Here is a 25,733-nt window from a genome sequence, read left to right as displayed (position 1 = left end):
GGGGGCCGCACAAACGTGATGTCGGCAAGGCGAGTTGAGCCCTACACCAAGCCTGTGACCGCAGAACTCGCACAACCGCCCGCCGCTGTCGGCCCCGCGCCGATCATGCGGCTCGCCGAAGACCAGCGCGACGAAGCGCTCGGCCTGGCCGCCACCGCGCGCCGTCTCCCCGCCGTCCTCGCCCGCACGCTGCGCCTCGCCTGGCACGCGGACCGTCGAGCCCTTCTCGGCATGCTCACCGCCCAGGCCGTCTCCGCCGTGCTGGCCGCGCTCGCCCTCGCCGGCACCACCCGGCTCATGAGCGCGGCCCTGGCCGCGGCCGCCGCAGTCGACCGCCACCGCCCGGTCAGCCCCATCGCCCACGCCGCGGCCGGGCCGGCTGCCTTCGTGACCGTCACGCTGGCCGGGTCGGCGCTCGCCGCCGCCGCCGCGCGAGCGGCCGCCGCCCGCCTCAGCCCCAGTGTGTTCCGGGAGGCCGACCTCCGCGTCCTCGATGCGGCCGCCTCCGTCGAGCTGATCGCCTACGAGCACCCAGGATTCGAGGACCGTCTCGACGCCGCCGGCAAGGGCGCCGAGTCCGCACGTGACCTGGTCCTCGACGTGCAGGCCGCCGTCTCGGTGCTCGCCCAGCTCGCCGCCGTCACCGCGGTGGTCGCCGCCCTCGACCCGATCCTGACGGGGCTGCTCCTGCTGACCGCCGCCCCGCGGGGGTACGCCTCGCTGCGGGCCGCCCGTCTGGACCACGCGGCCTCGGTCGCCACCCGCTCCGACGCCCGACTGCGCCAATCTTTGCGCGGCTACAGCACCGACCGTGCCACCGCCGCCGAGATCCGCTCCGCCCGCATGGGCCGTTTCCTCTCGGTGCGCTACCGTCAGGTCTCCGACCGCCTGGAGGCCGAGGCGCTCGCCGCCGCGGTGCGCTCTGTTCGCGTTCAGATGGCAGGCGACGCCGTGTCGGCCGTGACGCTCCTGGGGGCGTTCGCCGCGCTGGGCGCGCTGGGCGCCTCGGGGCGTCTGGACGCGGCGGCCGCCGCCACAGCGCTCATCGCCCTGCGCACGGCGTCCGCGTCGCTGACCATGCTGACTCGGGCGGTGAGCCGGGTGTTCCGCACGGGCCTATACCTTGAGGACTGGGCCGCGTTCCTTGACGAGGCGGACCGGCATCGCGCCTGCCGCGGCACCCGGACGCTGCCGGCGGACGGCCCCGGCGTCATCAGCGCCCGCGACCTGACCTTCTGCTACCCCGGCAGCGACCAACCCGCCGTCGACCACGTCGACCTCGACCTGAAGCGTGGCGAGATCGTGGCCGTCGTCGGCGAGAACGGCTCCGGCAAGACCACCCTGGTCCACCTGCTCACCGGCCTGTACCTGCCGACTGGCGGAGACGTGACCTGGGACGGCGTCAGCGTCGCCGACGCGTCCGCCGCCAGCGTGTGGCGACGTGTGGCCATGACCCCGCAGGAGTACACTCGCTGGCCCCTGACCGCCCGCGAGAACATCACGCTCGGCACTCCGCGTGACAACGGCGACGACGCAGTGCACGACGCTGCCCGTGCCAGCGGTGCCGACCGCGTCCTAGCCGCCCTCCCAGACGGCCTGGACACGTCGCTCGCCCGTTCCTGGTGGGGTGGGCACGACCTCTCCGGCGGTCAGTGGCAGCGGATCGCGCTCGCCCGCTCATTCCACGCCGACGCCGCCGTGCACATCCTTGACGAGCCCACCGCCGCGCTCGACGCCCGCGCCGAACGACAGGTGTTCGACACCTTCCGGGAACTCGCCGGGGGCCGGACGGCCTTGTTCATCACGCACCGGCTTGCCAACGCTCGGATGGCAGACCGCATCCTGGTCATGAAGAACGGCCGTATCGCCGAGGAAGGCACGTATCAGGAACTCTTGGTCAGCGGCGGTCTGTTCGCTGAGTGCCACCGTCTCCAAGAAGGCGTCGACGATTGAGTTGCATACAGGTGTTGCGGCACGGCGACGACGCGCATGGAAGGTGAGTGGCGATCTGTCATCCTGTCGGCCATGGCACACCGCCCTTACCCGAATCGCTCCTGCACGCGCCCGGTCCAGTCGTCGCCGGGGAGCCGGTCAAGGGCGGCTCTGGCTGCGCCGAGCGCGTTGGAGGTCTTCGCCTGCGCGCCGAGCTGGGCGTGGGCTTCGAGGGGAGCTGTCAAGGCGGGCTCGAGGCGGGGGAGTCCTCCGGGGAGCTGCTGCGCGCGGACTGCCAGGTCGATGGCCCCGTACAGGTCTCCGTCGTAGCAAAGCTGGTGGGAAGCTGGCCGCGTGCGTCGAGCAGATGGCCGCGGGCCTGTCGGAAGGCGATGCGCCTGCGGTGGCGGCTCTGGTCGCGCTCGTCGAGGCGCGTACACGGCTCGGGGCTCGGGGCTCAGGAGGCGGCGGGGCTGCGGGGCGAGGTGGAGCGGGTGCGATCGACCGGTCGGTTGTCGCCGGGGTGTGAGCACCACGACGCGTTCACCGCCCGCACGCGCCGCGCCTGACGGCGTCCTCGCCTGCCCTGGCGTCACGGGGTGGTCCCATGGCGGCCGCTTCGGGTCAGGGACGTGCCTCTCAGCTTCGCTCCGCCGGTGTCCGCCTGACCCGGTGAGGGGGCGACCCCGCCCCGCCGGGGCTCCGGAGGGGGCCGGGTCCGCTCGGGCCGGGGTCAGGGCGGCGTGCGGGAGAGGCTCAGCGCAACGCTGGATGGTCTGCGACCACTGTTTGGGAGCCGGAGGCGATTTCCGTGAAGCCGGCGTCGCGGACCACGGGCAGGCGGGAGGCGGTCAGCTCGTCCCAGCGGGCGGGTGGGGCGGTGCGCACCGCGAGCGGGAAGCCGGCCTCGCGCCAAGCGGCGCGCTGCTCGTCGGTCAGCTCCCACCAGGCGAGCTGGGCGCCGTGACCCGCCTGCGCCATCGCCTTGCCCGCGGACATGTCCAGGCCCGGGTTGAGCCACAGCACCGGGTCGCCCGGTCCGGCCGGGGCGGGCGGCAGCGGGTCGTCGAGGTCGGTGCCGGAGACCTGGAGTTTGGCGAGAACCCTGGGCCAGCCGTCCAGCGGGACGGGCGGGAAGACCCGCACCTCGGCCGCCTCCCCGGTGACCGTGATGCCGGGCAGCGCCTCGGTCCGCCGCCACTCCGCGCCGCGCGCCCGCCGCACCACCTTGCGGATCCGCGCGTCCTGCCAGTCCCGTACCGGCTGCGCCCACTCGCCGTCCCCGAGCGACCGCTCGTCGCTCAGCAGCACCAGCACCGCGCGCGCCGCGGTCTGGAGGGCGTCGGTGCGGGCCGGGGGAGCGGCCCGCTCTATCCGCACCACCAGCGGCAGCACGAACTGCGGAGCCTGGTCGCGGGCGCCGGTCTCGGTGCGGAACGGACTGTCAGAAACGGGTGTCTCGTTGTTCACGCCCCCAGTGTGCCAACCGCGCCGCACCCGCTCGGACGCTCCCCGCCCCCGCTCGGACGCTCCCCGAACCCGTAGGACCGTACGCGGATCACCACGATCACCCTGAAGGCGCGGATCGATCACCCGGAACAGGCCTTGCGCTGCGCCTCCAGCCACGCGCAGACCGGGCAGAGGGTGATCCCCCGGTACGACTCCGGGTACTCCGTCGGTTCGCGGCACAGCACGCACTCCGCGTACGGCGGCCCCTCGGCCGTGGGCGGCCCGGCGGGACCGGGGGCCGCGCGGCAGCCGTCGGCGCCGTGTTCGTCCGCCCCGTGCGCGCCGGTTCCGTACCCGTCCGGTCCGTGCGCGCCGGTTCCGTGCTCGTCGTCCCCGCTCATGCCTTCAGGGTAGGACTCCGGCAGGGGCGCGGACCCGGTCACGAGCGGCCGTTCGCCGACCTGATCATGTCCGAGACCTTCACGAAGCGGTAGCCCTGCTTGCGCAGCTCCGGCACGACCTCGCTCACGACGTGCTCGGTCGTCGGGGCGGCGCTGCGCGTGCAGTGCATGACCACCACCGAGCCGGGCTTCACGCCCTTCAGCACCTGCTGGGCCACGGCGTTCGCGTCCGAGGCGAACGCGTCCCCGCTCACCACGTCCCACTGCACCGCCGTGACGTGCAGGGCGCCGAGCGTGCGCAGCACCTTGTTGTCGTAGCAGCCGCCGGGGAAGCGGAAGTACGGCACGCGGTTCCTGACGCCGGCCTTGGTGAAGGCCGCTTCCGTGCGCTGTAGCTCCGAGGCCGCCTTGTCGTTGGAGACGGTGGGCAAGCCGTAGCAGCCGTGGGTGAAGGCGTAGTGGCTGTAGGAGTGGTTGCCGATCTCGAACAGCGGGTCCTGGCCCATGGCGCGGGCCTCGTCCGGGTAGGTCTCGGCCCACTTGCCGGTCATGAAGACGGTGGCGGGGACGTCGAGGGAGCGGAGCGTGTCGATGAGCCCTGGGTTGTCGAAGCGCTCGCCCTTCGCGGCCCGGTCTCCCTCGTCGGCGGTCATGTCGGCGTCGAAGGTGAACGCGACCGTCTTGCCCTGGGTGCGCGGTCCGTTGAAGAACACGGGCGCCCGGCCGTCCCGTCCCTGGGGGAGCATCGGAGCGGGGGCGGCGCGGGTGGCCGTGGGTGCGGGCGCGACGGCGGTGGATCCTGGGCCGATGGACGTGGCCTCGTACGGGGCCGGACGGGCGGCATGAGGGGCCTGTGCGGTGCCGCAGGCGGCGAGGGCCGCCAGGGCGACGCTCAGAGCCCCGCCTGCGGTAAATCGTCGTACTAGTGAGATCACCAGACGAATGTAGGGCCCTCGTCGGTCGGAGGAACGGCGGCGCGGCCGTGGGGTCACTCGGGCGGTGGGCCCAGCGGCCACGCGGCAGGCACACGCCCTAGGCCCCCTCGGCTACGCGGCGGTCACTCGGGGGGCAGGCTCCGCCGGTCCGCCATCGGCTCGGAGACCGGCTCGGGGATCGGTTCGGAGGCCGCTTCGGGCACGCGCTCGGGCGCCGGCATGTGCTCAGGCGCATGCTCTGGCACGCCCTCGCCGGCCGTACCGGTCAGGGACTCGCCGGCCGCCCCGGTCAGGGACTCGGTGAGCGGTTCCGGCTGGGGCTCGCGAGCCCGTTCGGGCAGCGGCTCGGCGGCCGGTTCAGGCAGGCGCCCAGGCTCGGACGTAGCGGCGTCGGCAGCGGCCCGGACCGGTGTGACGGCGGCGGCAGCCGCCCTGGCGGGGTCCACCCTGGCGGGGTCCAGCGCGCCGCCGCCGGGCGCCGCCGATCCGTTGTGCGTCGGCTGCGGGGCCGCCCGCTCCAGGAAGCGCAGCAGCTCCACCGGGAAGGGCAGCACCAGCGTGGAGTTCTTCTCGGTGGCGACCGCGGTCACCGTCTGGAGCAGCCGGAGCTGGAGCGCGGCCGGAGTGTCCGCCATCTGCTGCGCGGCCTCGGCGAGCTTGCGGGACGCCTGGAGTTCGGCGTCGGCGTTGATGATCCTCGCCCGTCGCTCCCGGTCGGCCTCCGCCTGGCGGGCCATGGACCGCTTCATCGTGTCCGGCAGGGAGACGTCCTTGATCTCCACGCGGTCGATCTGCACGCCCCACCCGATGGCCGGGCTGTCGATCATCAGCTCCAGCCCCTGGTTGAGCTGCTCGCGGTTGGACAGCAGATCGTCCAGGTCGCTCTTGCCGATGATGGAGCGCAGGGACGTCTGGGCCATCTGGGAGACGGCGAACCGGTAGTCCTCGACCTGGATGATCGCGCTGGCGGCGTCGACGACCTTGAAGTAGACGACCGCGTCCACCCGTACCGTCACGTTGTCCCGGGTGATGCCCTCCTGGGCCGGGATCGGCAAGGTGACGATCTGCATGTTGACCTTGTAGAGCCGGTCCACGAACGGGATGATCACCGTGAAACCGGGCGCGCGCTCGCCCCCGGCGATGCGGCCGAGCCGCAGCACCACTCCTCGCTCGTACTGCTTGACGACCCGTGCGGCCGCCGCCAGGTACACCAGCCCCGCGCAGCCCACGCCGATCACAGCGGTCAGAACGTCCTGAAGCATGACGACGACTCCTCGCCCAGTCGTCCGTTCGCCCGTTGGGGGCGTGCTTCAACGATAGGCCCGGCCGGAGAACGCGGTCGAGCCCCCGGACCGGACTGCGCCCCGACCCGCACCAGACTGCGCCCCGACCCCGACCGGACCGCGCCTCGACCCGGACCACACCCCGACCCCGACCGGACCGCGCCCCGACCCGCACCGGACCACGTCCCGGACCGCGCCCCACCCCGCAGCCCCGGAAGGGCCCGCGACGCGCGGCCGAGTCCGTCAGGAGGCGTCGACGAGTCCCTTGGCGTCCCGGGCGAGCGCCGTGAGCCGGGAGATCGCGCGGAAGTACTTCTTGCGGTAGCCGCCGTTCAGCATCTCCTCGCTGAAAAGCCGGTCGAAGGGCAGCCCGGCGGCCAGCACCGGCACCTCCCGGTCGTAGAGCCGGTCGGCCAGCACGACCAGCCGCAGCGCCGTCGACTGGTCCGGCACCGGCCGCACCCCGGTGAGGCACACGGCCCCGAGCCCGTCGGTCAGCGCGCCGTAGCGGCTGGGGTGCACCTTCGCCAGGTGCTCCAGCAACTGCGGGAAGTCGTCCAGGGAGGCGTTCTGGGCGGTGTGCGCCGCCCGGGTCACCTGCTCGTCGGAGAAGGGCGCCGGGGCCTTGGGCAGCCCGCGGTGGCGGTAGTCCTCGCCGTCGATGCGCAGCGCGCGGAAGTGCGCGGACAGGCCCTGGATCTCGCGCAGGAAGTCCGCGGCGGCGAAGCGGCCCTCGCCGAGCTTGCCCGGCAGCGTGTTGGAGGTGGCCGCCAGCCCCACGCCCGCGTCGACCAGCCGGCCCAGCAGGGTGGACACGAGCACCGTGTCGCCGGGATCGTCCAGCTCGAACTCGTCGATGCACAGCAGGCGGTGGCCGGACAGGGTCTCGACGGTCTTCTGGAAGCCGAGGGCGCCCACCAGGTTGGTCAGCTCCACGAACGTGCCGAACGCCTTGCGCGCGGGCTCGGCCGGGGCGGCGTGCCACAGGGAGGCCAGCAGGTGGGTCTTGCCGACGCCGTAGCCGCCGTCGAGGTAGACCCCGCGCGGCCCGGCGGCCGCCTTGGCCGCCTTCGCCCGGCCCCTGCCGAAGCCGAACAGGCCGCGCCGCGGGGAACCGGCGCCGGTCGGCTCGTCGAGACCGCCGGCGAAGTCCTCCAGGACCCGCACGGCCTCGGTCTGGCTGGGCTGCGCGGGGTCCGGTATGTACGTCGCGAAGCGCACCGAGTCGAAGCGCGGAGGCGGCACCATCTCGGCCACCAGGCGGTCCGCGGCGACGTGCGGCTCGCGGGCGCACAGGGACAGGGGAGCGCCGGTCACGGGGCTGGAGCCGGAAGCGGCTGGGGAGGACGACACGGTTCCCCATGGTAAGGCGCGTGGAACACTGCCTGTCATGCGACGCCTGTTCCCTGTGACCGATGAGACAACGGCCCCCACCTCGGACGACGTCCCCGGGACGGGGGCCGCCCGCCTGCCCGGGGCGCTGGTGGACCGTGAGTGGAGCCTCGCCGAACTGGCCGCCGCCTACGCCTACCCCGAGCCAGGACCCGAGGGCCCGGCGCCGTGGCTGCGGGCCAACATGGTCTCCACGCTGGACGGCGCGGCCCAGCACGAGGGCCGGTCGCAGCCCATCTCCAGCGCCGCCGACATGCGGATCTTCGGCGTGCTGCGGGCGCTGGCGGACGTGGTGGTGGTCGGCGCGCAGACGGTACGGCAGGAGGGGTACCGCCCGGCCCGCGCCCGGCGCGAGTTCGCTGAGCTGCGGGCGGCGGCCGGGCAGGCCCCGGCCCCGGCCGTCGCCGTGGTGTCCGCGGGCCTGGACCTGGACCTCTCGCTGCCGCTGTTCGCCTCGCCGCTCGTGCCCACGCTGATCCTCACCGGCGCCGCCGCCCCCGCGGAGCGGGTCACGGCCGCGCGGAAGGCGGGCGTCCGGGTGGTGGTCGCGGGCGACGGCGCGGGCGTCGACCCGGCGCGCGCGGTGCGAGCCCTGGCCGAGCTGGGCTGCACCCGCCTGCTCACCGAGGGCGGCCCGCGGCTGCTGGGCCAGATGGCGGCCTCCGGCGTCCTGGACGAGCTGTGCCTGACGGTCGCCCCGCTGCTCACCGCGGGCGACGCCCAGCGCATCGCCGGCGGGCCCTCCGTGGCCGTCCCGCGGCGGTTCGAGCTGTGCTCCCTGCTGGAGGAGGAGGGGTTCCTGTTCAGCCAGTACCGGCGGGCGACCTGAGCCCCCGTGCCTGAGCCCTCGTGCGCCTGAGCCCGCCGTGAGCCCGAGCCTCTGTGAGCCCGAACCCCAGTGCGCCTGAGCGCCTATGAGCCAGTCCCCCGTAAGCGTGACACCCCCATGTGCCCGCCCCCCCCGCGACCGACGGCATCCGCCCATATGAACGGCCCTGCGGAGCCCCCGTTTCAGTCAATGTCTGGAATGCCCCATTCCGTTCTGTTGCGGCCGGTGCGGGCGATAGTGGCGATACCCACACGATCACGGGGAAGGATGGTTTCTGCAAGGGTCGGGTCCGGCCCTCAGTCAGAGGGCGCGGCCCTCGCAGCAGAAAGGGCACCCGGTGTTCACCAGCGTTCTGATGATCGAGAAGGCCCTGACCTCCGCCGACGTGGAGTTCGTCACTACCTTGCACGGCGAGGAGCCGGTCTTCTTCCACGTGCTGCTCCAGCCGCGCGGCGACCAGGCGGACCGCTTGCTGCGGGCCATCGACGACATCGCGCTCGGAGAGATCGACGAGGCGGCCCGCGAGGGCGACGCCCCCGAGGGGGCGCAGGCGAGGACCGAGGGGGAGCGGGCCCTGGAGGTGTCCCTCGCGGCGCTGCGCGCGGCGGGGGCCGGCGCCGAGGGCCGGCTGATCGAGGACCATCCGCTGGACGCCCTGAAGGCCCTGGCCGGGGAGGTCGGCGCGGACGAGGTGATCGTGCTGACCGATCCGCACTACGTGGAGGAGTTCTTCCACCGGGACTGGGCCTCGCGCGCCCGGCACAAGGTCGGCGTCCCGGTGCTGAAGCTGTTCTCGCACAGCAAGGCATAGGCTGGGGCGGCGCCGCCGCGCGAGCGGGTGCGCGCACCGTCGTCGTACCGCAGCCGCACCACCTGGGGAGATAAGCGCATGGCACCCGGCCTTCCTACCGCCATGGACCGACCGCACTTCATCGGCATCGGCGGCGCCGGGATGTCGGGCATCGCGAAGATCCTCGCCCAGCGCGGCGCCCGGGTGGCGGGCAGCGACGCCAAGGAGTCCGCGACCGCCGAGGCGCTGCGCGCGCTGGGCGTCACCGTGCGCGTCGGGCACGCGGCCGGGCACCTGGCCGACGACGCGAGCTGCGTCGTCGTCTCCTCGGCCATCCGCGAGGACAACCCGGAGCTGGTCCGCGCCGCCGAGCTGGGCGTCCCGGTCGTCCACCGCTCCGACGCCCTGGCCGCGCTGATGGAGGGCCTGCGCCCGATCGCGGTGGCCGGCACCCACGGCAAGACGACCACGACGTCCATGCTGGCCGTCTCCCTCACCGCACTGGGCCTCGACCCCTCCTACGCCATCGGCGGCGACCTGGACGGGCCCGGCTCCAACGCGCGGCACGGCGAGGGCGGCCTCTTCGTCGCCGAGGCGGACGAGTCGGACCGCAGCTTCCACACGTACGCCCCCGAGGTCGCCATCGTCCTCAACGTGGAGCTGGACCACCACGCGAACTACGCCTCGATGGAGGAGATCCACGAGTCGTTCGAGACCTTCGCGGGGAAGATCGTCCCCGGCGGCGCCCTGGTGATCTCCGCCGACCACGAGGGCGCGCGCGAGCTGACCCGCCGCCTGGGCGGTGCGGTGCGGACGGTGACGTACGGCGAGTCGGCCGACGCCGACGTGCGGATCCTGTCCGTCGTGCCGCAGGGCCTCACGAGCGAGGTCACCGTCCTGCTGGACGGCGCGGAGCTGACCTTCGCGGTCTCCGTGCCCGGCCGCCACTACGCGCACAACGCCGTCGCCGCGCTCGCCGCCGGCGCGGCGACGGGCGTCCCCGCCGCCGAGCTGGCCGCCGCCCTGGGCGCCTACACCGGCGTCAAGCGGCGCCTCCAGCTCAAGGGCGAGGCCGGGGGCGTCCAGGTGATCGACTCCTACGCCCACCACCCCACCGAGATGACCGCCGACCTGGACGCGATGCGCGGCGCGGCGGGCGAGGGCCGCATCCTGGTGGTCTTCCAGCCGCACCTGTTCTCCCGCACCCAGGAGCTGGGCGAGGAGATGGGGCGGGCGCTCGCCCTGGCCGACGCCTCCGTCGTCCTGGACGTCTACCCGGCCCGCGAGGACCCGATCCCGGGCGTGACCAGCGACCTGATCGTCGAGGCCGCCCGAGCCGCCGCCGCGGACGTCACCGCCGTCCACGACGCGGCGGAGGCGCCGGACGTGATCGCGGGAATGGCCAAGGCCGGCGATCTCGTTCTCACCATGGGCGCGGGCGACGTCACCGACCTCGGACCGCGCATCCTGGACCGTCTGACCGAGAACTGAGGGGCTGAGGGCTCATGTCGTACGACGTCGAGAAGCCGGACGAGCAGTGGCGCGCGGAGCTGACCCCCGCCGAGTACGCCGTGCTGCGCCAGGCCGGCACCGAGCCCGCCTTCGTCGGTGAGTACACGGACACCGAGACCGAGGGCGTCTACTCCTGCCGGGCGTGCGGCGCCGAGCTGTTCGCCTCCGACACGAAGTTCGCCTCCCACTGCGGCTGGCCGTCCTTCTTCGACCCCAGGGACACCGACGCGGTGGAACTGATCGAGGACCGCTCGCACGGGATGGTGCGCACCGAGGTCCGCTGCGCCCGCTGCGGCTCGCACCTCGGGCACGTCTTCGAGGGGGAGGGGTATGCCACCCCCACCGACCAGCGGTACTGCATCAACAGCATCTCGCTGCGGCTGGCGCCGACGGAGGGCTGAGCGCCCGCCCGCCTGCGCCTGAGTGCCCGCCCGCCTGCGCCTACCCGTCCGCCTGAGCGCCCGTCCGCCTGCGTCTGACCGACCTTCCGCGTCGGCCGCCCGCGTCGGCCGACGCGGACGGTCGGTCGGAATGCGAGGCTTTGCGGTGCATTGACCAAAGTGCGACACTATGGGCACACGTGACGTCTTGAACGTCACGTGCGGCCCGTTCGTCATGCACTTCTCCGCATCTCCGCAGAGGCAGGTGGAAGACAGTGGAAGACATGGTCGCAGCGTCCCATGCCGTACTGGCCGCGGGGCCGAGCGCGTGGATCGTCGTCGGCGCGTTCGTCGGCGGGCTCGTCATCGTGTTCGCCCTGGTCTGGGCGGTGGGCATGGGCATCGGCGTGATGCGCCGCGAGCCGGACCGCCCCGGGCCGTCCGAGCAGCCGCACCTGCCGGTCACCGGCGCCGTCGTGGAGATCAGTGAGATCCGCGAGCCGGACGAGGTCCACAGCGACGACGGCGCCCGGATCCTGCCCCACGACCTGCACGCCGCGAGCACCCGGCGCAGCCAGGACCAGCACCGGCACCGCTGGGCGCCGGGCGGCAGCGGCTCCTTCGGCAGCGGCGGCCCCGGCCGCACCTGACCTCTGCCCCGACAGCACCCCCGCGCCCCCGCACCCCTTCGCCCCCGCACCCCTTCGCCTTCGCGCCCCCGCGCGCCCGCCGGTTCAGATCGGCGGGCGCGCGGACGTATACACCGGCGCGAAACGGGCAGAGGGCATCCGTGCCCCTGCGTCGGGGCCGACCCGATCGGCCCTCCGGGGCGCGGTGACGCCGTACGTCTAGACTCGCTGTGGCAATGCCGCGAGTGAGGCGGCCGAGAGCGGGCAGACTGCCAAACTCGACCCGAAGGGCGTTCGGCGTTTTGATACGCATAGACACAGTCACCAAGCGGTACCCGGACGGGACGGTGGCGGTGGACCGGTTGTCGCTGGACATCCCGGACCGCTCCATCACCGTCCTCGTGGGACCCTCCGGCTGCGGCAAGACCACCACCCTGCGCATGATCAACCGCATGGTGGACCCGAGCGAGGGCAGCATCCTGCTCGACGGCGCCGACATCCGCGAGCAGCCCGTCAACGCCCTGCGCCGCTCGATGGGCTACGTCATCCAGAACGCGGGCCTCTTCCCGCACCGCACCATCGTCGACAACATCGCCACCGTGCCACGGCTGCTCGGCTGGGGCAAGCAGAAGTCCCGTGAACGGGCGGCGGAGTTGATGGAGCGCGTCGGCCTCGACACCGCGCTCGCCCGGCGCTACCCCTACCAGCTCTCCGGCGGGCAGCAGCAACGCGTCGGCGTGGCCCGCGCGCTCGCCGCGGACCCGCCGGTGCTGCTGATGGACGAGCCGTTCTCGGCCGTCGACCCGGTGGTGCGCAAGGGCCTCCAGGACGAACTGCTGCGCATCCAGGACGAGCTGGGCAAGACCATCGTCTTCGTCACCCACGACATCGACGAGGCGATCAAGCTCGGCTCGATGGTCGCGGTGCTGCGCACCGGCGGCCGGCTCGCCCAGTACGCGCCGCCCGCCGAACTGCTCACCGCCCCCGCCGACCCCTTCGTCGAGGACTTCCTCGGCGCCGACCGGGGCATCCGCCGGCTGTCCTTCTTCGGCTCCCGGGGACTCGACCTGCGCACCGCCCCGATCGTCGCCGCCGACGCCGGCGCCGAACGGATCGCCGCGGCCGCCGCCGACGGCGCGCCGTACCTCCTCGTCACCGACGGCGACGGCAAGCCGCTCGGCTGGGCCGCCCGAGAAGACCTGGCCGACGGGCCGGCCGACCCCGCCCGGCTGCTGCCGCACGGGCGGCCGTTCGTGTACGGCGAGGGATCCCTGCGCGCCGCGCTCGACTGCGCCGTGCTCTCGCCGACCGGCTGGGCCGTCGCCGTGGACGACGCCGGACGCGCGGTCGGCGTCGTCTCGCAGCAAGCGATCGGCGAGGCGATCCGCAGCGCCCACGCCGAGGACGGCGGCGCCGCCGCGCCCGCCGCCGAGGCCGAGGCCAAGGTCGCCGGATGAGCGGCTTCTTCGACATACCGAGCGACCTCCAGACCAGTTGGCTCGGCCTGATCGGCCTGCACCTGCGCGAAGCCCTCGTGCCGGTCCTGGCCGGACTGCTCGCCGCGCTGCCCGTCGCGCAACTGTGCGTGCGCTTCCGCTGGCTCTACGCCCCCGTGCTCGGCCTGACCACCGTCCTGTACGCGATCCCGTCGCTGGCCTTCTTCGTCATCCTCATCGACTACACCGGCCAGACCGAGCTGACCGTGATGATCCCGCTCGCCGTCTACACCCTCGTGGTGCTCGTCCCGGCCATCGTCGACGGTGTGCGCTCGGTGCCGGGGGAGACGCTGGCGGCGGCCAGCGCCATGGGCCTGGGCGGCGTCCGGCGCTACTTCCAGGTGCAGTTGCCGATCGCGGTGCCCGCGATCATCGCGGGTCTGCGCGTGGCCACCGTGTCCAGCATCTCCCTGGTGAGCGTGGGCATGCTGATCGGCGACCAAGGCGGCCTGGGCAACCTGCTACAGGACGCGAACAGCTACCACCGGCCCGAACTCGCCGTGAACTCCGTGGTGACCACGGCGGCCCTGGCGGTCCTCGCCGACGCCGCGCTGGTCCTGGTCCGCCGCCTGCTGACCCCCTGGATGCCGGCCGCCACGCGCCGTGGCAAGGCCAGGCCCGCCGAGGACCGGCCCGAGCCGGCCGCGTCCGCGATCGAGGACACCGCCCGGTGAACGCACTCCACTTCATCACCGCCTTCTTCGGCGACAGCAGCCACTGGCACGGCTACGACGGCGTGCCCGCGCGCCTGGCCGAGCACCTTCAGTACTCCGTGATCGCGCTCGCCCTCGCCGCCGCCATCGGGCTCCCCGTCGGACTCGTCACCGGCCACTACGGGCGCGGCGGCAACGCGCTGGCCCTGATCGCCACGGCCGGGCGGGCGCTGCCCAGCTTCGGCCTGCTGGTGCTGATGTTCATCCTGCTCGGCTTCGGCCTCGTGCCGGTGATGATCCCGCTCGTCGTCCTCGCCGTCCCGCCGATCCTGGTGACCTCCTACGAGGCGATGCGCTCCGTCGACCCCTCGCCGGTGGACGCGGCCCGCGGCATGGGCATGGGGGAGTCGCGCATCCTCTTCCAGGTGGAACTGCCCGTCGCGCTCCCGCTGGTCCTCAGCGGACTGCGCTCGGCGGCCATCCAGATCATCTCCACGGCCACCATCGCCGCGTACGTCAGCCTCGGCGGCCTCGGCCGCTACATCGTCGACGGCCTCTACCAGTTCGACTACGAGAAGGTCGTCGGCGGGGCCACGCTGGTCGCCGTGCTGGCGCTGGCGACGCTGGCGGTGTTCTGGGCGGCCGGGCGGTTCGCGGTCTCCCCCGGAGTGCGCCGTGCCCGCTGACCGCCTTTCCCGCACCCGATGTACGCCGCCGTCGCGCGCCGAGGCCGACCGGCGCCCCGGACGCCCGTGACGGACGGCCGGGCCGCCGGCTCAGACCGAACATCCGCCTCTTCGCCCTTTTCCTCTACTTCACCCACTTACGAGCCCGGAACGGGAACTGTGACGTCTCACACGAAGAAGACCATGACCAGCACACGACTTCACGGCGCGGCGGTCGTCGCCCTGGCCGCGACCACGGCCCTGCTGGCGGGATGCTCCTCCTCCAGCAGCTCGTCCGGCGACCCGCTCAAGGGCGGCAAGTCGGGCGGCGGATCCGTCGTCGTCGGCTCCAACAACTTCCCCGAGAGCACGCTCCTCGCCGACCTCTACGGCGAGGCGCTCAAGGCGAAGGGCGTCAAGGTCTCGTACAAGCCCAACATCGGCAGCCGTGAGACCACCTACGGTCTGATGAAGAACGGCGCGATCACCGTGCTGCCCGAGTTCAACGGCGCGCTCCTCGCCTACCTCGACAAGAGCGCCGCGCCGAAGTCGCTCGCGGACACCACGGCGGCCCTGAAGGCCAAGCTGGACCCCAAGCTGACCCTGCTGGAGCCCTCGCCCGCCCAGGACAAGGACTGCGTCACGGTCAACGAGGAGACCGCGAAGAAGTACCGCCTCACCGCGGACTCCTCCATCGCGGACCTCAAGGACGCGGCCGGGGACCTGGTCATCGGCGGCTCGCCGGAGTTCCAGACCCGGCAGCAGGGCCTGGTGGGCCTGAAATCGGTCTACGGGCTCCAGTTCAAGTCCTTCAAGGCGCTGGACGCCGGCGGCCCGCTGACCCAGGCGGCGCTGAAGAAGGACGTCGTGCAGGTCGCGGACGTCTTCTCCACCGACCCGAGCATCTCCCAGAATAAGTTCGTCCCGCTCAAGGACTCCAAGGACCTCTTCGGCTTCCAGAACGTCCAGCCGCTCGTCGGCAAGGACGCCCTGGACCAGAAGGGCGCCGACGCGCTCAACGCGCTCTCCGCGAAGCTCGACACGGCCACGCTGCTCCGCCTGGACACCCAGGTGCAGGCACAGAAGAAGGACCCGCTGGACGTCGCCCGCGCCTGGCTGAAGTCCGCCGGCCTCGCCTGACGGCGGCGGCACGCACGTAGGGCGCAGGGCGCCCGGCCGACCGGCCGGGCGCCCTGCGCCGCTCCGGCCCCGGCCCGGTGCGGGCGGCGGCGCGGCGCCGTTCGCTACGGTGAGACGCATGCCCGACACTGCCCCGGCCCCCGTGCTGCTCGGCGGCGAGCCCGGATCCTTCCCGCACAGCGTGCTGGCCGAGCGGCACCCCGCCGGGGTACGGCGGTGGTGCGGCCTCGACGCGTGCCAGCCTTCGGTCGGCCTCGGCTATCCCGAGCTGGCCCGTCTTGATCTCGGCCAGGAAGGGCTTGAGCGCCGCAGTTTGGTCGAGCCGTGTCACGTCCGGGAAGCCGTGCACGCAGACGGTGCGGATGCGGCCGTCGGCCGCGGCGACCGAGAGCACGGCCGCTTCGGGCACGAGGACTACGGACGCCTGGCCTCCGAAGGCCCGAACGCTGACGCCCACAGCCCTGTCGATGGAGTAGGCGCCCTCGCCGGAAGAACGCAGCAGCAAGGCGGTCAGGCGGGCCAGGAAGGCGGTCAGATCGTCCAGACCGGCGGCAGCATGCCCCATGTCCGCCTCCTTTGCCGGCGCCGGGAACACCGGGGTGCAGGGCGCGCAAGGCGTCGTAGACCCTTTACGGCTTCAGCCGATAGCTCGGGGGAAAGAACTGCACTGTCCATCGGCGGAGGTGGAAGATCTCGCTGCCTCCTTGCGCTCGGAGGATGTCGACCGTCCGCTTGGTCTCGGTCTTGCCCCGCACCGGAACGAAGATCAGCCATTTGCCCTGGCCCAGGGCAGCAGAGTGGGCCGCGACGGTGACGCCTTCGTAGCCCCCGTGCTGCTGCAGCCAGCGCATGAAGCGGCCGGGAAGCCCATGAGACGTTGTCCAGCCGGATCAGAGCCTTGGAGAGCGTCCCGTTGATGGACTGGGTCGCCAGACTTCCCGCGAAGTAGCCGACCCTGTATGTAGTCAGCGGTTCCTCGATTCGATGCGCGTATTGTGTTCTTTCGTTTTTGTGTATCTCACGCTCGGACGGGCAGGGAGCTCCGCAAAGAACGAAATCACGGCCGGGAGCACAGCGCGTCCCGGAAGATCCGTCCAGGTGACTGTGTGGGCGCCGAGAACCACAGCAACGCTGGCTGCGCGGGCGTCAGCCGGGGCGGTCGATTGCTGTCTGCGGTATCAGGGGCGGACCGGCCGGAAGCCCCTCAGCTCGTACGGCCCGGTTTCCCCAACTGGGTGAGTGCGGCTGTGACCAGGGCCTGGACGCCGGTGTCCAGTGTGGGCTGCAGGACCGGTGCGAAGCGGGGGCTGTGGTTGACCGGGATGTCCTGGGCCACGGTGCCGTGTTGCCGGGCGGCCTGGTAGGAGTCCGGATCGACACAGCCCAGGGCCCAGTAGGTGTACGGGGTGCCGAAGGCGTCCGGGATCCGGCTGAAGTCCTCGCTGGCGCTCTGCAGCTCGACAGTGCCCGCGCGCTCTTCGAACATCGCGGCGAAAGCGCCGGAAGCCTCGCGGGTTACCACGTCGTCGTTGACAGTCGGCGGAAAGCGGGTGCCCTCCTCGATCTGCGGCGCACGAGTCGCTCCGGAGGCGTCGCACTCGGCATGGACGATGCGCCGCACGGCTGCCAGGACGGCCTGCCGGGTCTCGTCGTCGTATGTGCGCACGTTCACCAGTAGTTCGGCCGACTCCGGGATCACGTTGCCGCTCGCGCCCGCCTGGACGGAGCCCACGGTGACCACGACCGGCTGGGTGGCGGCCAGTTCACGCGAGACGATCGTCTGGAGCCGGACGACGATCATCGAGGCGATCACCACGGGGTCGATGGCTGCCTGCGGTGCCGAGCCGTGAGCGCCCCGGCCATGGACGGTGATCTTCACATTGTCTGCCGCGGAGAGGAAGGACCCGGCGCGCGTGCCGACCTGCCCGGCCGGATAGGGAAGCACATGTTGGGCGAAGGCGACGTCTGGGCGGGGAACACGGTCGTTCAGATGGTCGGCGAGCATCCGGTCAGCACCGTCCCCCGGCTCTTCGGCAGGCTGGAACAAGGCCACCAGTGTGCCCTGCCACGCCCCCGGCGCGGCGGCCATGAGCCGCGCGGCCCCCAGCAGGCAGGTGACGTGCATGTCGTGACCGCAGGCATGCGCCACGGGCACCCGGCGGCCGGAGGCGTCCGTGGCTTCGGCCGTGCTGGCGTAGGGCAGGCCGGTATCTTCAAGGACTGGCAGGGCGTCCATGTCGGCCCGCAGCAAAACGGTCGGCCCCTCGCCGTTGGCCAGCACACCGATCACACCGGTGCCGCCGATGCCCTCGTGCACCTGGCAGCCGCAGTTTCTCAGGCGTTCCGCCACCCGGGTCGCGGTGCGGTGCTCCTGGTGTCCCAGCTCGGGGTGGGCGTGCAAATCCTTGTAGACCTCTTCGAGGTCGGAGCGGATGTCACCGAGCCCGGCCAGGACAGTATCCGCAATGTCCTTGGGCGTCATGGCTGCTCCTCCCTATCGGTGGGTGATCGCAGTGCCCGTTCAGGTCAGGGATTCCGGTCCTTGGACGCCCCCGGCCGCCAGTCGCGGCTGCCCGGCAGCTTCCAGTCCCAGTGGAACGCGGCCAGCCGCAGCGGGATACCGACCGTAATTCCGGCCAGGACGCCTACGGTGGGTGCGCCGAGCCGGCTGCAGACCGCCATCACCGCGCTCACCGCGATCGCGACGGTCGCGTACAACGGAGTGCCGCCGAAGACGGAAGGAGTCCGCGCGAGCAGCAGGTCCCGGATCGCGCCGCCGCCGACCGCCGTGATGGTGCCCAGCAGCACGGCCGGCAGCCAGCCCAGGCCGACAGCGAGCGTCTTCTGCGCCCCGGCGACCGCCCATACGCTCAGGGCCGAGGCATCCAGGAGGTTGAAGGCCCAGCCGGATGTGTGGCGGCTCAGGTCGGCCACGAAGGCCAGCAGGGTGCCGGCCGTGGCGACCGTGAGATAGGTGTAGTCGGTCAGGGCGACGGGCGTGCCGTGCTGCAACAGGGTGTCGCGCAGAATTCCGCCGCCCAGCCCGGAGACGATGCCGATGACCAGGAAGCCGAACAGGTCCAGACGACGGGCCCGAGCCAGCACCGCTCCGAGCGTGCCGTTGGCGAACACCCCGCTCAGGTCCAGCGCCCGGGTCAGCTCGCTCACGCTCTCAGGCGACAACGCCCGCGCCACAGACACCAGCGTCTCCCTTCACACCTTTCACCATCGAAGCAGCAAAAGGCGCCACCTGCCCGCCGGGCACGGCACGAAGGCAGCCTCCCCCGCCACTGGCTGGCCGGACTGCGACTGTGGCCTCCGTTCGCAGATCACGTGCCGTACGGGTGGGGAAACCCACTGAGCAGGTGTGGGGTCACCCCGAGCAGGAGGTGGTCACTTTCTATCGACGGGCCCCGTCATTCCCGTACCAGGCACCCGGACAGAGCAGCGGGCCGAGCGGACTTGGGCCGGCCCCTGAATCATCTCCATGGGCGGGTTGAGTCGAGCAGCTACCGGCAGTGCCGGCCGGCCTGCCGGAACGGAACGGCGCACTTGTCGACGGAGGCAGTGATGGCTGAGGGTCTGCGCAAACGGCTGATCGGCGCCTGGAAGCTGGTGTCGTACCAGGAGATCCCCGTGGACGGTTCCGAGCCGTTCGAGCCGCTGGGCCGGAAGCCGCAAGGCATCATCATGTACACCCCCGACGGGTACATGTCCGCGCAACTGTCCAGACCCGACCGTCCCGGCTTCGCCTCCGGGGACTGGTTCGACGGCACGACCGAGGAATACACGGCGGAAGCGACCTCCTATATCGCCTACTCGGGACCGTTCCACGTCGACGAGGAGAAGCAGACCCTCACCCACTCCATGTTCGTCTCCCTGTTCCCTAACTGGACCGGCCAGACGCAACCACGTGTGGTGCAACTCGACGGCGACACGCTGCGCCTGAGCACCGCATCCCCCATCACGTCTAGCGGCCAGACCGTCAACTCGGCCCTCACCTGGCGCCGGGCGGAACCCAACTGACCCCCCGCGGCAACCGGGCAGCGCGGCCGCTACGACCCGAGGAGGGAACCCTCATGAACACTGGACGACGAGTCGTCGTGACGGCAGGAGCCGCCGGCATCGGACTCGCGACGGCCAGAGCCTTCGCGGCCAACGGCGACCGGGTACACATCTGCGACATCGATGAACGGTCCCTCGAACAGATCACCGAAGCCGATCCGATGATCACCGCAACAGTCTGCGACGTGTCCGACAGGCCCGCCGTCGAGACCTTCGTCGAGGCCGCTGCCCACACCCTCGGCGGCATCGACGTACTGGTCAACAACGCAGGCGTCTCCGGTCCCACCGCACCAGTGGAAGAGATGGACCCTGATCAGTGGGAGAAGGTGCTGGCCGTCAATCTCACCGGCACCTTCAACGTCACCCGGCTCTCCATCCCCTTCCTGAAGAAGTCCGACTCTGGCGTCCTACTGATCATGTCCTCCGTCGGCGGACGCTACGGCTACCCAAACCGCAGCCCCTACGCGACCACCAAACGCGGACTGATCGCCCTCACCGAGACCCTCGCCATCGAACTCGGGGACGACGGCATCCGCGTCAACGCCATCGCCCCCGGCGCAGTCGCCGGCGACCGCATCCAGCGGGTCCTGCAGGGCCGGGCCGACGCCAGCGGACGCAGCCTGCCAGACGTCACCGTCGACGCCCTGAGCATTCAGTCCCTCAAACACTTCACCGACCCCGACGACATCGCGGCACTGGCGCTCTTCCTCGCCTCCGACAGCGCCAAGTCCATCACCGGGCAGACCATCCCCATCGACGGCGGCTCGAAGACCGCGCAGTGACACACGACGGAAAATCCTGTTGCAGCAGGGGGCGCCGCCGGTAGCGCCGACACCTTCAGAGTGCTCGGTGTGCCAGCACACGACCGCGTTCGTCGTGACGGTCAGGCGCCATGCCTGCTCGTTCTGCTGCTCGGGCTGACGGCGGGTGACCTTGCCCTCGCGGGCGTAGTGCAGATGGCGGCGCAGGGCGTGCAGGGACTCGCCCTTGTTGAGCTGCCGGGCGATCTTGCGCCGGTAGCTCTCGTCCGACAAGTACTTCGCCGCGTGGATCGTCCTCCGGATCGCCTTGCTGCCGTACGCCGAGATGCCCGGCGACCTGCGCGAGGAGTTCGCCGCCGGCGCCCTGACCCTGTTCAAGGGCGACCTGAACTACCGGCGCCTGGTCGGCGACCGGGCCTGGCCCGCCACCACGCCGTTCGCGGAGACCACCGCGTACTTCCCCGGGCCGGTCGCCGCCCTGCGCATCCTGAAGTCCGACGTGGTCACCGGCCTGGACGCCCGCACCGAGGCGGCCCTGGAGGCGGCGGAGGGGCCGCGCTGGCGCACCGGCGGCGCTCACGCGGTGCTCCAGGTGGCCGGAGGGTGAGGACGGGGCGCCTGCCCGTCTCCTGGGGGCCGCCGCTCCAACGGTCACCGGCGGCGCCGCGGTGACCCTGGACCCGGGATCCGCCCGCCCGCCCGTGACGGCTACCGGGCGGGCTCCCTCGTCCAGGCGTACCCGAAGTAGTCCAGGCCTTGGGACTCGTCGACAGCTTCGAAGAAGCGGGTCTCGGCGCTGTACCGCATCACACGCGGGCTCTTGTCGCTCTTCAGCAGGGCGCGCTCCGACTCCATACGGCGGGGCGAACAGGTGCGGTGGGTGGTCTGAGCGAGCGGGTACAGGGAGAGCGTGTCGCCGTCGAAGTCGGCCCTGCCGGTGAGGTCGTCGCATGCGGTCTCGACGGTGACGCTGCCCTCCGGGTGGAAGACGTAGGAGATCTCGCTGTCGGGGGGCGGCGCGATGGAGTCGCCCACGATCCAGTGGTCCAGTCGCCACCGGGCGCCGAACAGCCCCTTGGGCCACAGCAGTTTCACCGCGACGTAGTCGCCCCGGCTGTTCCTCAGGTCCATCGTCAGGTCGTCGACGCGGCGGGCAAGGGTGAGCGTCCCCGCGAAGAGCTTGCGCAGCTTCTTCTGGAAGGCGAGGCGCGCCGCGGGGCAAGGCCGCGCCGGGGGCGTCCCCTCGGTCGCGCGCCCCACGGTGAGCGTCGCCGCGGTGAGGTGGGCGGGCGCGTCGAAGGAGATGCAGCCGTCATCGCCCTTGACGGCGCCGTCGTAGCCGAAGTCGACCCAGGCGGCGGCGTGGGACGGCGCGGTGGTCGTCCGTCCGCCGACGGTGACCCACTGCACGTACCAGCGTGCCCCGAGCAGCAACCCGCCGTAACCGCCGGGACCTTGAGGCGTGGGCGACGCCGTCCGGGTGGAGGAGGACGTGCCTGGCGCCGGGGCCGACGGCGTGCACGCCGTCAGGAGGAACAGGACGGCGAGCAGGAGGCCCGCGGTCGCGCCGACGGACCGGCCGCGTTCGACAGTGGTGAACATGAAATGACAGACAGCCGGGCCCCCCGCCGGGTTGTGTGGTCGCCGGCCGCACCTGGGGAGAGAAGGGGAGCGCTTCCCGCCCCCGTACTCGCCCGAGACGAACCCGGACGAGCTGGTCAACGCGGCCGGCGCATCCGCTATGTCCTGGGCGAGAACCCCATGAGCCGGCCTGGCGGCCTGGCGGGCCCGGGGCGTCGCCCCTGGGTGCCCCTGCGCTGCTCACGGGCCGTTTCCGCGCCGGTTCACGCGATGGTGTGATCGGCCGTGCGGCGGAGGATGCCGCCGGAGCGTCCCGGGTAGAGCCCGGCCATGACGCAGCAGCCCTTCGAACTCCCGCACTTCTACCTGCCGTATCCCGCGCGGCTCAACCCGCACGTCGAGGAGGCCCGCGCGCACTCGACGCGCTGGGCCCGCGACATGGGCATGCTGGAAGGGTCCGGGATCTGGGAGCGGTCCGACCTGGACGCGCACGACTACGGACTGCTCTGCGCCTACACCCACCCCGACTGCGACGGGCCCGCACTGTCCCTCGTCACCGACTGGTACGTGTGGGTCTTCTTCTTCGACGACCACTTCCTGGAGACCTTCAAGCGCAGCCAGGACCGGGCCGGGGGCAAGGCGTACCTGGACCGGCTGCCGCTGTTCATGCCCCCCGACCTCGGCGCCCCCGTCCCCGAGCCGCACAACCCGGTGGAGGCTGGCCTCGCCGACCTGTGGGCGCGTACGGTGCCGTCGATGTCGGCGCCGTGGCGGCGGCGCTTCGCGGAGGCCACCGAGCACCTGCTCAACGAGTCCCTGTGGGAGCTGTCGAACATCAACGAGGGACGGGTCGCCAACCCCGTCGAGTACATCGAGATGCGCCGCAAGGTCGGCGGCGCCCCCTGGTCGGCCGGACTGGTGGAGTACGCCACCGCCGAGGCGCCCGCCTCCGTGGCCCGCTCCCGGCCGCTGCGGGTGCTCATGGAGACCTTCTCCGACGCCGTGCACCTGCGCAACGACCTGTTCTCCTACCAGCGGGAGGTGGAGGAGGAGGGCGAGCTGAGCAACGGGGTGCTCGTCCTGGAGACGTTCTTCGGCTGCACCGCCCAGGAGGCCGCCGACGCCGTCAACGACGTCCTCACCTCCCGGCTGCACCAGTTCGAGCACACCGCGCTCACCGAGGTCCCCGCGCTGGCCCTGGAGCACGGGCTCACCCCGGACCAGACGGCGGCGGTCGCCGCGTACGCCAAGGGCCTCCAGGACTGGCAGGCCGGCGGCCACGAATGGCACCTGCGCTCCAGCCGGTACATGAACCGGCGGGCGCGCCCCACCAGCCCCTGGGAGCGCCCGAGCGGCCCCGGCGCCGGGGCCGCCGACGTGCGCGCCCTGCTCGCCGCGGCCGGCGCCGAGCGCCTGCGCGCGTACACGCACGTCCCGTTCCAGAAGGTGGGCCCCTCCCGCATCCCCGACCTGCGCATGCCCTACCCGCTGGAGCTGAGCCCGCACCTGGACGGCGCCCGCCGCGCGCTGCGCGACTGGTGCCACCGCACCGGCATCCTGGCCGAGGGCGTGTGGGACGAGGACAAACTCGCCGCCTACGACCTCGCGCTGTGCTCCGCCGGCCTGGACCCGGACGCCGCCCCCGAGGCCCTCGACCTCAGCGCGCAGTGGCTCGCCTTCGGCACCTACGGCGACGACTACTACCCGCTGGTCTACGGCTGCCGCCGCGACCTGGCCGCCGCGAAGCTGACCACGGCCCGGCTCTCGGCCTGCATGCCCGTCGAAGGAGAGGAGGCGCTCGTCCCGGCCGACGCCATGGAGCGCGCCCTGACCGACCTGTGGGCGCGCACCACCGCCTACATGACCCCCGACCAGCGGCGCACGCTGCGACGCTCGGTGGACGTCATGACCGAGAGCTGGGTGTGGGAGCTGACCAACCAGGTGCACAACCGCGTCCCCGACCCCGTCGACTACCTGGAGATGCGCCGCGCCACCTTCGGCGCCGACCTCACCCTGAGCATGTGCCGGATGGGCCATGGCCCGGCCATCCCGCCCGAGGTCTACCGCAGCGGCCCGGTCCGCTCCCTGGAGAACGCAGCCGTCGACTACGCCTGCCTGCTCAACGACGTCTTCTCCTACCAGAAGGAGATCGAGTACGAGGGCGAGATCCACAACGCGATCCTCGTCGTGCAGCACTTCTTCGGCATCGACTACCCGGCCGCGCTGAGCGTCGTGCAGGATCTGGCGAACCAGCGCATGCGCCAGTTCGAGCACGTCGTCGCCCATGAACTGCCCCTCGTGTGCGACGACTTCGAGCTGTCCCAGGAGGCGCGCGCGATCATGGAGGCATACGTCCGGGACCTTCAGAACTGGATGTCCGGCATCCTCCACTGGCACCGGTCGGTCGACCGTTACAAGGCCGAGTGGCTGGCGAGCCGGACCCACGCCTTCCTCCCGGACCGCCTGCCGGTCCCCGTCCTGCCCGCCGCAGTCCTGCCGGTTCCCGTACTGCCGGATCCCGTCCCGCCGGTTCCCGTCCTGCCGACCGGCTGACGCCAGGGCGTGCCCGTGCGGCCGGTGCGGCGGGCGACCGGCTGGCGCGGCCCCGCGCGTGCGGGCAGGATGCTGCCCGTAGTCCCTCACCGTCGCCCGTTCGCCGCACACGGAGGCCCGGAATGACCGGCACCGCGCCAGCGCCCTTCACCGCCGACGACTACCGGGCCCGGATGGTCCGCGCCGTGCGGGCGGCCGCCGACGCCGGACTGGCCGGACTCCTGGTGGCCCCGGGCCCGGACATGGTGTGGCTGACCGGCTACACGCCCCCCGCCGACACCGAACGGCTCACGATGCTGGTCCTGACCCCCGGGCAGGACCCCGTGCTCGTCGTCCCCCTGCTGGAGGCCCCGGACGCCGCACGGGCCGTCGGCGCCCCGGCCCTCGCCCTGCGGGACTGGACCGACGGCAAGGACCCCTACGCCCTCACCGCCGCGCTGCTCGACGCCGGAGGCCGGTTCGGCATCAGCGACAACGCCTGGGCCATGCACCTGCTGGGCCTCCAGCAGACGCTGCCCGGCGCCTCCTACGCCTCCCTCACCGAGGCGCTGCCCATGCTGCGCGCGGTCAAGGACGCGGCCGAACTGGACCTCCTGGCGGCCGCGGGCGCCGCCGCCGACCGCGCGTTCGAGGAGATCCGCACGGTCCGCTTCGCCGGGCGCCGCGAACGGGAGGTCGGCGCCGACCTCGCCGGGCTGCTGCGCCGCTTCGGGCACTCCCAGGTCGACTTCACCATCGTCGGCTCGGGACCCAACGGCGCCGACCCGCACCACGAGACGGGCGACCGCGTCATCGAGCGCGGCGACATGGTCGTCCTGGACTTCGGCGGCCTGAAGGACGGCTACGGCTCCGACACCTCCCGCACCGTGCACGTCGGCGAGCCGACCGAGGAGGAGCGCCGGGTGCACGACGTCGTGCGCGAGGCGCAGGAGGCGGGCTTCCGCGCGGTCCGCCCCGGCGCGGCCTGCCAGGACGTCGACCGGGCCGCCCGCGCGGTGATCGCCGGCGCCGGGTACGGCGCGTACTTCATCCACCGCACCGGCCACGGCATCGGCGTCACCACGCACGAGCCGCCGTACATGATCGAGGGGGAGGAGCAGCCCCTGGTCCCCGGCATGTGCTTCTCCGTGGAGCCCGGCGTCTACCTCCCCGGCCGCTTCGGGGTGCGCATCGAGGACATCGTCGCCGTCACCGAGGACGGGGGCCGCCGCCTCAACGACACCACCCGCGAGATGGTCCTGGTGGACTGACCGGCCCGGCCGCCCCCTCCGCACCCGCGACGACACG

24 protein-coding genes and 2 pseudogenes are annotated in these 25,733 nt (G+C 72.4%); 15 read left to right on the top strand and 11 right to left on the bottom strand.

Annotated elements, in window-relative coordinates; translation table 11 throughout:
* The first annotated feature begins 54 nt into the window (after positions 1-54).
* Entirely contained in the window at positions 55-1,953 is a 1,899-nt protein-coding gene (locus tag ABZ861_RS19650; protein WP_361631723.1) for an ABC transporter ATP-binding protein, read from the top strand.
* An 86-nt stretch (positions 1,954-2,039) separates the two neighbouring features.
* Here ABZ861_RS19650 and ABZ861_RS19645 read toward each other — a convergent pair whose 3' ends face one another.
* From ABZ861_RS19645 to zapE, 6 genes are all read right to left on the bottom strand, one after another.
* Positions 2,040-2,177 carry a hypothetical protein gene (locus ABZ861_RS19645; RefSeq protein WP_361631721.1) on the bottom strand — a complete coding sequence of 46 codons (138 nt, stop codon included), beginning with the start codon at positions 2,175-2,177 and terminating at the stop codon, positions 2,040-2,042.
* A 511-nt stretch (positions 2,178-2,688) separates the two neighbouring features.
* Positions 2,689-3,402, bottom strand: coding sequence for a peptidyl-tRNA hydrolase (locus ABZ861_RS19640; RefSeq protein WP_361631719.1), 714 nt, complete (start codon positions 3,400-3,402; stop codon positions 2,689-2,691).
* Between the two features lie 119 nt (positions 3,403-3,521).
* The gene (locus ABZ861_RS19635) at positions 3,522-3,782 is read right to left on the bottom strand and encodes a hypothetical protein (protein WP_361631717.1); all 261 of its coding nucleotides are present in this window, start codon (positions 3,780-3,782) and stop codon (positions 3,522-3,524) included.
* A gap of 38 nt (positions 3,783-3,820) precedes the next feature.
* Positions 3,821-4,717: a polysaccharide deacetylase family protein gene (locus tag ABZ861_RS19630; protein WP_361631715.1), complete on the bottom strand. Its 897-nt coding sequence runs from the start codon at positions 4,715-4,717 to the stop codon at positions 3,821-3,823.
* A gap of 122 nt (positions 4,718-4,839) precedes the next feature.
* Positions 4,840-5,979, bottom strand: coding sequence for an SPFH domain-containing protein (locus tag ABZ861_RS19625; RefSeq protein ID WP_361631713.1), 1,140 nt, complete (start codon positions 5,977-5,979; stop codon positions 4,840-4,842).
* Positions 5,980-6,243: 264 nt separating this feature from the next.
* Positions 6,244-7,353, bottom strand: coding sequence for a cell division protein ZapE (gene zapE, locus ABZ861_RS19620; protein ID WP_361631711.1), 1,110 nt, complete (start codon positions 7,351-7,353; stop codon positions 6,244-6,246).
* 37 nt (positions 7,354-7,390) lie between these two features.
* Here zapE and ABZ861_RS19615 point away from each other — a divergent pair, with 37 nt between their 5' ends.
* The 9 genes from ABZ861_RS19615 (at position 7,391) to ABZ861_RS19575 (ending at position 15,486) form a co-directional block, all read left to right on the top strand.
* Positions 7,391-8,221, top strand: coding sequence for a pyrimidine reductase family protein (locus ABZ861_RS19615; protein ID WP_361631709.1), 831 nt, complete (start codon positions 7,391-7,393; stop codon positions 8,219-8,221).
* Between the two features lie 337 nt (positions 8,222-8,558).
* Complete coding sequence (locus ABZ861_RS19610; protein ID WP_361631707.1) at positions 8,559-9,032, top strand: indole-3-glycerol phosphate synthase; 474 nt, start codon at positions 8,559-8,561, stop codon at positions 9,030-9,032.
* A 78-nt stretch (positions 9,033-9,110) separates the two neighbouring features.
* The gene (murC, locus tag ABZ861_RS19605; protein WP_361631705.1) at positions 9,111-10,502 is read left to right on the top strand and encodes a UDP-N-acetylmuramate--L-alanine ligase; all 1,392 of its coding nucleotides are present in this window, start codon (positions 9,111-9,113) and stop codon (positions 10,500-10,502) included.
* A 14-nt stretch (positions 10,503-10,516) separates the two neighbouring features.
* On the top strand, positions 10,517-10,924 hold the full coding sequence (msrB, locus tag ABZ861_RS19600; protein WP_361631703.1) for a peptide-methionine (R)-S-oxide reductase MsrB: 408 nt from the start codon (positions 10,517-10,519) through the stop codon (positions 10,922-10,924).
* 263 nt (positions 10,925-11,187) lie between these two features.
* A complete protein-coding gene (locus ABZ861_RS19595; RefSeq protein ID WP_361631701.1) occupies positions 11,188-11,553 on the top strand; it encodes a DUF6479 family protein in 366 nt (121 codons plus the stop codon).
* 281 nt (positions 11,554-11,834) lie between these two features.
* Entirely contained in the window at positions 11,835-12,989 is a 1,155-nt protein-coding gene (locus ABZ861_RS19590) for an ABC transporter ATP-binding protein (protein WP_361631699.1), read from the top strand.
* Positions 12,986-13,702, top strand: a complete 717-nt coding sequence (locus ABZ861_RS19585; RefSeq protein ID WP_361631697.1) for an ABC transporter permease subunit — start codon at positions 12,986-12,988, stop codon at positions 13,700-13,702. The genes ABZ861_RS19590 and ABZ861_RS19585 overlap by 4 nt, the downstream gene beginning before the upstream one ends.
* Positions 13,699-14,367 (top strand): ABC transporter permease, encoded by a 669-nt coding sequence (locus tag ABZ861_RS19580; RefSeq protein ID WP_361631695.1) that lies wholly within the window; start codon positions 13,699-13,701, stop codon positions 14,365-14,367. Before ABZ861_RS19585 ends, ABZ861_RS19580 begins: the two co-directional genes overlap by 4 nt.
* Before the next feature lie 159 nt (positions 14,368-14,526).
* The gene (locus tag ABZ861_RS19575; protein ID WP_361631693.1) at positions 14,527-15,486 is read left to right on the top strand and encodes an ABC transporter substrate-binding protein; all 960 of its coding nucleotides are present in this window, start codon (positions 14,527-14,529) and stop codon (positions 15,484-15,486) included.
* Positions 15,487-16,115: 629 nt separating this feature from the next.
* Here the strand turns inward: ABZ861_RS19575 and ABZ861_RS19570 are convergent.
* The 3 genes from ABZ861_RS19570 to ABZ861_RS19560 all read right to left on the bottom strand — a co-directional run bounded on the left by ABZ861_RS19570 (position 16,116) and on the right by ABZ861_RS19560 (position 18,654).
* A complete protein-coding gene (locus ABZ861_RS19570; protein WP_361631829.1) occupies positions 16,116-16,337 on the bottom strand; it encodes a hypothetical protein in 222 nt (73 codons plus the stop codon).
* 353 nt (positions 16,338-16,690) lie between these two features.
* On the bottom strand, positions 16,691-17,968 hold the full coding sequence (locus tag ABZ861_RS19565; protein WP_361631691.1) for an amidohydrolase: 1,278 nt from the start codon (positions 17,966-17,968) through the stop codon (positions 16,691-16,693).
* 44 nt (positions 17,969-18,012) lie between these two features.
* Positions 18,013-18,654 carry a trimeric intracellular cation channel family protein gene (locus ABZ861_RS19560; RefSeq protein WP_361631689.1) on the bottom strand — a complete coding sequence of 214 codons (642 nt, stop codon included), beginning with the start codon at positions 18,652-18,654 and terminating at the stop codon, positions 18,013-18,015.
* Between the two features lie 402 nt (positions 18,655-19,056).
* On the opposite strand from ABZ861_RS19560, the gene ABZ861_RS19555 reads away from it, so the two are divergent.
* Positions 19,057-19,512: a lipocalin-like domain-containing protein gene (locus tag ABZ861_RS19555; protein ID WP_361631687.1), complete on the top strand. Its 456-nt coding sequence runs from the start codon at positions 19,057-19,059 to the stop codon at positions 19,510-19,512.
* A 53-nt stretch (positions 19,513-19,565) separates the two neighbouring features.
* Positions 19,566-20,333 carry an SDR family oxidoreductase gene (locus ABZ861_RS19550; RefSeq protein WP_361631685.1) on the top strand — a complete coding sequence of 256 codons (768 nt, stop codon included), beginning with the start codon at positions 19,566-19,568 and terminating at the stop codon, positions 20,331-20,333.
* 69 nt (positions 20,334-20,402) lie between these two features.
* Here the strand turns inward: ABZ861_RS19550 and ABZ861_RS19545 are convergent.
* Positions 20,403-20,690 (bottom strand): annotated as a pseudogene (locus ABZ861_RS19545) (Tn3 family transposase); the annotation flags it as partial.
* Between ABZ861_RS19545 and ABZ861_RS19540 the strand changes: the two are divergent.
* Positions 20,617-20,919: pseudogene (locus ABZ861_RS19540) on the top strand (ARMT1-like domain-containing protein); the annotation flags it as partial. The pseudogenes ABZ861_RS19545 and ABZ861_RS19540 overlap by 74 nt on opposite strands.
* A 101-nt stretch (positions 20,920-21,020) precedes the next feature.
* Here ABZ861_RS19540 and ABZ861_RS19535 read toward each other — a convergent pair.
* Complete coding sequence (locus ABZ861_RS19535; RefSeq protein ID WP_361631683.1) at positions 21,021-21,914, bottom strand: META domain-containing protein; 894 nt, start codon at positions 21,912-21,914, stop codon at positions 21,021-21,023.
* Positions 21,915-22,223: 309 nt separating this feature from the next.
* Here ABZ861_RS19535 and cyc2 point away from each other — a divergent pair, with 309 nt between their 5' ends.
* Both cyc2 and ABZ861_RS19525 read left to right on the top strand, forming a co-directional pair.
* The gene (cyc2, locus tag ABZ861_RS19530) at positions 22,224-24,446 is read left to right on the top strand and encodes a germacradienol/geosmin synthase Cyc2 (RefSeq protein ID WP_361631681.1); all 2,223 of its coding nucleotides are present in this window, start codon (positions 22,224-22,226) and stop codon (positions 24,444-24,446) included.
* Positions 24,447-24,568: 122 nt separating this feature from the next.
* Positions 24,569-25,696, top strand: a complete 1,128-nt coding sequence (locus ABZ861_RS19525) for an aminopeptidase P family protein (protein WP_361631679.1) — start codon at positions 24,569-24,571, stop codon at positions 25,694-25,696.
* Positions 25,697-25,733: the final 37 nt, after the last annotated feature.

It is taken from the genome of Streptomyces sp. NPDC046985 (assembly GCF_040644415.1).
Taxonomy (GTDB): domain Bacteria; phylum Actinomycetota; class Actinomycetes; order Streptomycetales; family Streptomycetaceae; genus Streptomyces.
This window is presented reverse-complemented; position numbering and strand designations above follow the sequence as displayed.